This window comes from Shewanella sp. MBTL60-007, from assembly GCF_019654915.1.
In the GTDB taxonomy this organism is placed as follows: Bacteria; Pseudomonadota; Gammaproteobacteria; order Enterobacterales; family Shewanellaceae; genus Shewanella.
In genome coordinates this window covers 34794-42628 of the sequence record NZ_BPET01000055.1, presented here as the reverse complement: position 1 = coordinate 42628, position 7835 = coordinate 34794, and the positions used below count along the sequence as shown (strand labels likewise).

Sequence of the window (7835 nt, the reverse complement as noted above, 5' to 3'; positions counted from 1 at the left end):
GTACGCACGGCGCAGCAGACGTTTGCGAACTACTCTCAGGAACAGGTCGATAAGATTTTCAGAGCAGCAGCCCTTGCCGCTGCCGACGCGCGGATCTCGCTAGCCAAGATGGCAGCAGCCGAAACGCAGATGGGCGTGATTGAAGATAAGGTGATTAAAAATCACTTTGCCTCTGAATATATTTACAACAAATATAAAGATGAGAAGACCTGCGGGATCCTCTCAGAAGATACCACCTTTGGTACCATCACCATTGCAGAGCCCGTAGGGATCATCTGCGGTATTGTGCCTACAACCAACCCAACCTCCACCGCTATTTTCAAAGCTCTTATCAGCCTTAAGACCCGTAACGGCATCATCTTTTCGCCTCACCCGCGGGCCAAAACCTCTACCACAACCGCTGCACGTCTGGTTTTAGAGGCCGCCGTCGCCGCAGGAGCGCCGAAAGACATTATTGGCTGGATCGATGAACCATCGGTTGCATTGTCAAACCAACTAATGACCCACAAAGATATCAATCTTATTCTTGCAACGGGTGGACCGGGAATGGTCAAAGCCGCCTACTCTTCAGGAAAACCTGCAATTGGAGTTGGGGCAGGCAATACCCCGATCGTTATCGATGAAACGGCCGATATTAAACGCGCGGTGAGTTCGGTATTGATGTCTAAAACCTTCGACAACGGCGTGGTTTGCGCGTCGGAACAAGCAGTTGTTATTGTTGATGAGGTTTACGATACGGTTAAAGAGCGATTCATCACTCACGGTGGTTACGTACTTAACCAAGACGAAACTACTGCGATGCAGAGCGTTATTCTAAAAAATGGTGGACTCAATGCCGATATAGTTGGTCAAAGCGCCGCCAATATCGCCAAGATGGCAGGAATTGATGTTCACCCCACTACAAAAGTACTAATTGGAGAAGTGACTGATATCGATGAAGCGGAAGCTTTCGCTCATGAAAAGCTCTCACCGCTACTGGCTATGTATCGCGCTAGTGACTTTGAAGATGCGGTAGATAAGGCTGAAGCCCTAGTTGCACTAGGCGGCATTGGCCATACATCGGGATTATATACCAACCAAGATACTCAAACAGAGCGAGTAAAGGCTTTCGGGTTTAGAATGAAAACCGCTCGTATTCTTATCAACACTCCCGCATCCCAAGGTGGCATAGGCGATCTCTATAACTTTAAACTTGCTCCATCTTTGACCTTAGGTTGCGGTTCTTGGGGCGGCAACTCCATTTCAGAAAACGTAGGACCGAGTCACTTAATCAACAAGAAAATGGTCGCAAAGAGGGCTGAGAACATGTTGTGGCATAAACTTCCGTCTTCAATATACTTCCGCCGTGGTAGTTTACCCATAGCGCTAGAAGAACTAAGCGACAAAAAGCGTGCACTTATCGTTACCGACAAGTATCTATTCAATAACGGATACTGCGATGAAACCATTAAGATCTTAAAGAGCCAAGGGTTAGAAACTGAAGTCTTCTATGAGGTTGAAGCCGATCCTACTATGCAGATTGTTAAACAAGGTGCGCGGGTCGCCCAAAGTTTTCAACCAGATGTGATAATCGCATTAGGCGGTGGCTCGCCAATGGATGCCGCCAAAATCATCTGGGTTATGTATGAGCACCCCGATGTCGACTTTGCCGACCTAGCGCTTCGCTTTATGGATATTAGAAAACGTATCTACAAGTTCCCAAAACTTGGCAAGAAAGCAAAGATGGTTGCGATCCCAACCACCTCGGGTACAGGTTCCGAGGTCACGCCGTTTGCGGTCGTAACAGATGAGCAAACAGGCATGAAATACCCCATTGCCGATTATGAGTTAACGCCTAATATGGCCATCGTTGACCCTAATTTAGTGATGGACATGCCAAAATCACTCACAGCCTTCGGAGGCATAGATGCGGTAACTCATGCCTTAGAAGCTTATGTGAGTGTGATGGCTAACGAATATAGTGATGGTCAGGCGCTACAAGCACTAGACTTACTGTTTAAGCACCTTCCCGATGCTTATGTTCACGGCGCCAATGCGCCAATAGCACGCGAAAAAGTTCATAATGGAGCCACCATTGCAGGGATCGCATTTGCCAATGCCTTCCTAGGTATTTGTCACTCAATGGCGCACAAGCTCGGTGCAGAGTTCCATTTAGCTCATGGACTAGCGAACGCGTTACTTATCAGTAATGTGATCCGCTTTAACGCAACGGATATGCCAACTAAACAGGCTGCATTTAGCCAGTACGATAGACCGAAAGCACTTTGTCGATATGCAAAGATTGCTGAATATTTAAAACTTGAAGGCGCAACAGGCGAAGGCAAAAACGATGCGGAAAAAGTCGAGGCACTGCTTAAAAAAATTGATGAGCTCAAGGAGACGATTGGCATTCCATGCTCGATCCAAGCAGCCGGCGTCAACGAAGCCGACTTCCTCGCCAAACTAGATGAGCTAGCCGAAGACGCATTTGACGATCAATGCACAGGTGCTAATCCTAGATACCCATTAATCGCTGAGCTAAAGCAGATCTTGCTAGCCAGTTACTACGGCAATGACTACAGTGATCAATAACCACATTAGTTGATTAAAAAAGCCCTAACCATCCTATGGTTAGGGCTTTTTATTATCTCTTTACTTAGGAGGATTACGCTTGCAACTTCGCTTGTTTACGATAAGCATGCAATAACGGCTCGGTATAGCCCGATGGCTGCTCCTCTCCTTTAAAGATCAGATCGCAAGCGGCTGTAAACGCGACACCGTCAAAACTTGGTGCCATCTTAATATAAGCGCTATCGGCTTCATTTTGTTTATCAACGACCCGCGCCATCTTCTTCAGTGAGGCCATCACCTCCTCTTTTGTACACACACCATGGTGTAACCAGTTCGCGAGGTATTGTGATGAGATCCGTAGTGTTGCCCTATCTTCCATTAAACCAACATTATTAATATCAGGCACTTTTGAGCAGCCAACGCCTTGGTCAATCCAGCGAACCACGTATCCTAAAATGCCTTGAGCGTTATTATCTAGCTCAAAGCTCTTTTGCTCTGGCGTGAGGGTTTCATTATCTCGCATCAGCGGAATGGTAAGCAGATCATCTAAGCTAGCACGCTTACGCTGTTTCAGTTGATTTTGCACTTGGGCAACATCGATATGATGATAGTGAGTCGCATGCAAAACGGCGCCATTAGGTGATGGAACCCAAGCGGTATTCGCTCCAGCTTGTGGGTGACCAGCCTTTTGTTCTAACATCGCCGCCATCTCATCTGGCATAGGCCACATACCTTTACCTATCTGGGCGCGCCCTTGTAAACCACACTCAAGACCGATATCTACATTCCAATCTTCATAGGCTTTGATCCACGCTTGCTGTTTCATCACCGACTTAGGCACAAACGGGCCAGCAAGCATGGAGGTATGGATTTCATCGCCAGTTCGGTCTAAGAAACCAGTATTAATAAATACGACTCGCTCCTGAGCCGCTCGAATACATTCTTTTAGATTAACAGTGGTGCGACGCTCTTCATCCATAATCCCCACTTTAATGGTATTTCGCGAGAGTTTTAACGCATCTTCTATTCGTGTGAACAACTCACAGGTGAACTGAACCTCTTCTGGACCATGCATCTTAGGCTTAACAATATTGACGGAACCTTTTCGGCTGTTACTACGGTTGTTATTATTGCCTTGAAGATCATGCAGTGCCGCAAATACGGTCACCATACCATCGAGGATCCCCTCAGGTACTTCATCACCATATTTATCCAGTACCGCATCATTGGTCATCAGGTGACCGACATTACGCACAAACAGTAGGCTACGCCCCGGTAGCGTGACATCTCGACCCGAGGCTCCTGTGTACACCCTGTCATCGTTTAGCTCACGCACCATAGCTTTGCCGTTTTTATTCAGTGTTGCCGTCAGTTTGCCCTGCATTAACCCAAGCCAGTTACGGTAAACCTCGACTTTGTCTTCGGCATCTACGGCCGCAACTGAGTCTTCACAATCCATAATGGTTGTGACTGCGGATTCAAGGAGTAAGTCTTTTACTCCCGCCAAATCCGTCTGGCCAACAGGACTGCTACTATCGATTTGGATCTCTATATGTAAACCATTATTAACTAGCAATACCGCCGCTGGGTTTTGTGCTTCACCATTAAATCCCACAAACTTGCTGGGCTCGGCCAATGTCGTCTTGTCGCCATTGGCTAACTTTGCGTATAAGGTTCCAGCTTCTACATAGTATTGAGTCACTTGACTGTGTGGGCCTGATACTAACGGCGCTGCTGTATCTAGGAAGTTTTTAGCAAAAGTGATGACCTTAGCACCGCGAATGGGATTATATTCTTTAGATAACTCGGCGCCTTCGCTTTGCGGTATTGCATCGGTACCATAAAGAGCGTCATATAGACTTCCCCAACGGGCATTCGCCGCATTTAAGGCGAAACGGGCATTTTTAACAGGTACCACTAATTGAGGCCCTGCTTGGGTCGCAATTTCACTATCAACATTCTCAGTTGAAATCGTAAAAGGCTCACCCTCTTTGACTAAATATCCGATATCGATTAAGAACTGTTTATATTCACTCGGCACAAAGGTTTGTTTTATGTTGCCTTTATGCCATTCGTCTATCTGTCGCTGCAGTTGCTCTCGCTTTTGTAGAAGTTTGCGATTGAGCGGACTGAGTTCATTGACTATCTCTTCAAACTTGGTCCAGAAGATCTGTGAGCTTATGCCGGTACCCGGACTGATCTCACTGTCTACCAGCTCCCAAAGTGATTTTTCGATTTGTAAACCACCGACTCTGATCCGTGAAGTCATAATATGCCCTTATTCGTGTTTTCCATCTGTTTTAGCCACTGGTGTAACGACTCGATTAACTGCTAGCGTTAGCCATCAATTATCCATTTTCAGCAATGACACCTATCTATATTGACTAGCCTATACCAAGAGCCACTTATTTATAAAATTTATACCCCTTATTACCACTATTCACCAAACTAATTTCTCAACTCTATTTTTGCGTAAATAATCATCACAATTGAAATAGAAGCACGGAACTCGTCAATCGCCCAGAACTAGTTACGACCAAAGTTATCCGCTGTTTGAGTGATGACTTGTCGCATCCACTTATGTGCAGGGTTATGCTGCAATAGTGGGCTCCACGCCATGGTAAGCGCAATAGGCGGGATCACAAACGGTGGTGGTACGATGCAGACACGGTCGTTATTTTCGTGCTGCCTTGCCATTTTACTTGGTATGGTAGCGATCAAATCTTGTTGCTCTGCCAATAAACAGGCTGCTTGATAATGACGAGTAAAAACAGTGATCCGTCTCTGTACCCCAATTCGGGTTAAGGCTTCATCTACCCAGCCTAACCTCTGCACATCATCCGGATCCATACCGACTCCAACTCCCATTCCCGTCTTACTAACCCAAACGTGGTTAGCCTTTAAGTAACTGTCTAAACAAAACTTATCCAGTACCGGGTTGGTCTTGCTGATTAAGCAGCTAAAGTTATCATTCCAAAGCACTTTTTGGTGGAATGATTGAGGAATACTGTCAAAGCGATTTATCACCATATCCACACGCCCCTGCTCCACATCGCGAAAGCTGACGTCACTTGGGGTCATGATATCGAGGATGACGTTGGGAGCTTCTGTACGAAGTCTTGCTATTAAAGGTGGGATCAAGGTTGCCTCAGCGTAATCACTGGCCATTACCCTAAACACTTGCTCACTATCTTCGGCGTTAAACTTTGCCCTTGGCTGCACTGCTTTCTCTAAGCCAATTATCAGCTCGCTAATGGTTGGCTGAAGCTCTTGGGCTCGCTCAGTTGGTGTCATGCCCTGGCTGGTTCTTATCAGCAATGGATCGTCAAATAATGTCCTCAGCCTCTTTAAACCGTTACTCATAGCTGGTTGACTGATCCCTAGCTGGTCCGCCGCCTTTGTAACATTTTTTTCACGTAGCAGCACATCAAGATAAACCAATAAATTCAAATCGATACGAGATATATTCATAAGATTAATACCGGATATAGAAACTATAAATTAGACTTATTTAAACAAATCTTACTAATATTTTCAACGTAATCAATCGCCGCTAATCATATCGTTAAAGGAATAGACACATGACAAATTACAGAGCTAACATCGATGAGGCTGCTACCTTGATTAATGCTGAAGGTAGTGCATGGAACGCAATCAATCCAGAATCTGTTGCACGCATGCGTCTACAGAACCGTTTTAAAACAGGGTTAGATATTGCTAAGTACACGGCTAAGATCATGCGTGAAGATATGGATAACTACGACAAAGATTCGTCGCAGTACACACAGTCACTAGGCTGTTGGCACGGATTTATCGGCCAACAAAAGATGATCTCTATTAAGAAACATCTACTGACGACTAAACGTCGTTACCTATACCTTTCTGGTTGGATGGTTGCGGCACTTCGAAGCGAGTTTGGTCCACTACCGGATCAGTCAATGCACGAAAAGACCTCTGTTGCTTCGCTGATTAAAGAACTATATACCTTCCTACGCCAAGCCGATGCTCGTGAACTAGGTGGCTTATTCCGCCAGCTCGATGCTGCGAGCGAAGGTGACAAACCAGCAATTCAAGCTCAGATTGATAACTTTGAAACCCACGTGGTACCGATTATTGCCGACATCGATGCTGGTTTCGGTAATGAAGAAGCAACCTACTTGATGGCTAAACAGATGATTGAAGCCGGTGCTTGCTGTATTCAATTAGAAAACCAAGTATCTGATGTTAAACAGTGTGGTCACCAAGACGGTAAAGTTACTGTGCCTCACGTTGAGTTCCTAGCCAAGATCAATGCCGTGCGTTATGCATTCCTTGAACTTGGGATCGATGATGGTGTTATCGTTGCCCGTACTGACTCATTAGGTGCAGGTCTTACGCAAAAGATTGCTGTGACAAGCGAGGCTGGTGATCTAGGTGACAAGTATAACTCTTTCCTTGAAGTTGAAGCCGTTGACGCCGCTAACCTTGAAAATGGTGACGTGGTATTCCAGCAAAACGGTCAACTTGTAAAGCCTGCTCGTCTTCCAAATGGCCTATTTAAATTCCGAGCAGGAACCGGGGAAGAGCGCTGTGTACTTGATTGTATTACTTCGTTGCAAAATGGTGCCGATTTACTTTGGATTGAAACCGAGAAGCCTCACGTTGCGCAGATTGGTGGCATGGTGAATAAGATCCGCGAAACAATTCCAAATGCGAAGCTGGTCTATAACAACTCACCTTCGTTTAACTGGACACTTAACTTCCGTCAGCAGGTATTCGATGCAATGCAAGAGTCTGGTCAAGACGTATCTGCTTATGACCGTGATAAGCTTATGAGCATTGATTACGACAATACTGAGCTCGCGGTACAAGCTGATGAGAAGATCCGTACCTTCCAAGCCGATGCGGCACGTGAAGCGGGTATTTTCCATCACCTTATCACGCTACCTACATACCATACCGCAGCGCTATCAACCGATAACCTAGCTAAAGAATACTTCGGTGAACAAGGCATGTTAGGCTATGTTGCTAACGTGCAGCGTAAAGAGATCCGTCAGGGTATTGCATGTGTTAAGCACCAAAACATGGCTGGTTCTGATATGGGTGATGATCACAAAGAATACTTTTCTGGAGACCAAGCTCTTAAGGCTTCAGGTAAAGACAACACCATGAACCAATTTAGCTAAGCCGTCATTATCGCGGTGAGTTTTTGAAGTGGACTAACCTGTCGATAATGAGCTAATCCCTTAAGGCCTACCCTGTGTAGGCCTTTTCATTTTTACGGGAACCATAATAGCCAACTCCCT

General features: G+C 45.8%; 4 protein-coding genes. 2 read left to right on the top strand and 2 right to left on the bottom strand.

The features are described from left to right. The coding region (gene adhE / locus K5Q92_RS18645; RefSeq protein ID WP_220770394.1) for a bifunctional acetaldehyde-CoA/alcohol dehydrogenase at positions 1 to 2571 on the top strand (2571 nt) is incomplete at its 5' end. A gap of 73 nt (positions 2572 to 2644) precedes the next feature. On the opposite strand, the gene K5Q92_RS18640 is transcribed toward adhE, so the two are convergent. Together K5Q92_RS18640 and K5Q92_RS18635 are read right to left on the bottom strand one after the other, a co-directional pair. Then, on the bottom strand, positions 2645 to 4819 hold the full coding sequence (locus K5Q92_RS18640) for a malate synthase G (RefSeq protein WP_220770393.1): 2175 nt from the start codon (positions 4817 to 4819) through the stop codon (positions 2645 to 2647). A gap of 257 nt (positions 4820 to 5076) precedes the next feature. Further along, positions 5077 to 6021, bottom strand: coding sequence for a LysR family transcriptional regulator (locus tag K5Q92_RS18635; protein WP_220770392.1), 945 nt, complete (start codon positions 6019 to 6021; stop codon positions 5077 to 5079). Positions 6022 to 6131: 110 nt separating this feature from the next. Between K5Q92_RS18635 and K5Q92_RS18630 the strand changes: the two genes are divergently transcribed. Next, complete coding sequence (locus tag K5Q92_RS18630) at positions 6132 to 7715, top strand: isocitrate lyase (RefSeq protein ID WP_220770391.1); 1584 nt, start codon at positions 6132 to 6134, stop codon at positions 7713 to 7715. The last annotated feature ends 120 nt before the right edge of the window (positions 7716 to 7835 follow it).